The following is a 1,064-nucleotide window of genomic DNA, read 5'->3' on the forward strand; positions in this document are numbered from 1 at the left end:
GAATAAAATAATCCCTTTTTTGTTATTTTTTATTTGTGGAATTGTTCATTCGCAACAGTTGAACTGTACAGTTACGGTTGATTCACAACGATTGAGTGTCACCAATCAACAAGTTTTTAAAACACTGCAAACCTCATTAAATGAATTTGTAAACAAAACAGATTGGACAGGACAACCCATGAAGCAAGTTGAAAAAATAAACTGCTCTATGTATATTACTATACTTTCTAATAGTGCAGATCAGTTTACAGCAAGCATACAAGTCCAGTCTTCAAGACCAACTTTTAATTCTACATACGCATCCCCAGTTTTTAATTTCAACGATAAAGATTTTAATTTTAGATATACCGAGTTTGAAAATTTATTTTTCAATCCAGCTTCATTTGATTCAAACTTGGTGTCAGTTGTGGCTTTTTATAGCTATTTAATTTTAGGATTAGATGCAGATTCGTTTGTGTTAGAATCAGGTAATCCAAATTTAGAAATTGCTCAAAATATTTGTAACGTAGCACAACAAAGTGGTGCTCGAGGTTGGAGTCAAGCTGATGGGAATCAAAACCGCTTTTTTTTAATAAACGATTTATTAGCTCCTCCCTTTAAACAAATTAGAGAGACAATGCTGGATTATCATCTAGGTCTTGATATAATGAGTCAGGATTTGAAACTTGGTAAAGAAAAAGTAAAACTTGCACTATCTGGTTTGTCTAAACTTAGTGGATCACGACCAAATGCTTTTTTAACCCGTGTTTTTTTTGACGCCAAATCAGATGAAATTGTATCCATATTTTCAGGTGGTCCTAGCATTCCTATTTCAGATTTAGTTGATGGTCTCAACAAAACGTCACCATTGAATTCAAGTAAATGGTCTTCTATTAAATTCTAGGGTTTACTATATTTGTACACCTATTTCCAAATAACAATTACATGATAACGTCACTTTCTATAAAAAACTATGCTTTAATAGAGAAATTAACTATTGATTTTTCTAGCGGTTTTTCTATTATAACAGGAGAAACAGGAGCAGGTAAATCTATAATTTTAGGTGCTCTAGGTCTTGTTTTAGG

Annotated in this window: 2 protein-coding genes; both read left to right on the forward strand. The window is 32.1% G+C overall.

The genetic code is table 11. The annotated features are described in order from the left end of the window. The coding region (locus FPG59_RS16295) for a DUF4835 family protein (protein ID WP_254906733.1) at positions 1–883 on the forward strand (883 nt) is incomplete at its 5' end. Positions 884–924: 41 nt separating this feature from the next. Further along, a partial coding sequence (locus FPG59_RS16300; protein WP_140344732.1) for an AAA family ATPase occupies positions 925–1,064 on the forward strand: 140 nt, incomplete at its 3' end.

Origin of the sequence: Flavobacterium sp. FPG59 (assembly GCF_002150205.1) — a bacterium.
Classification (GTDB): domain Bacteria; phylum Bacteroidota; class Bacteroidia; order Flavobacteriales; family Flavobacteriaceae; genus Flavobacterium.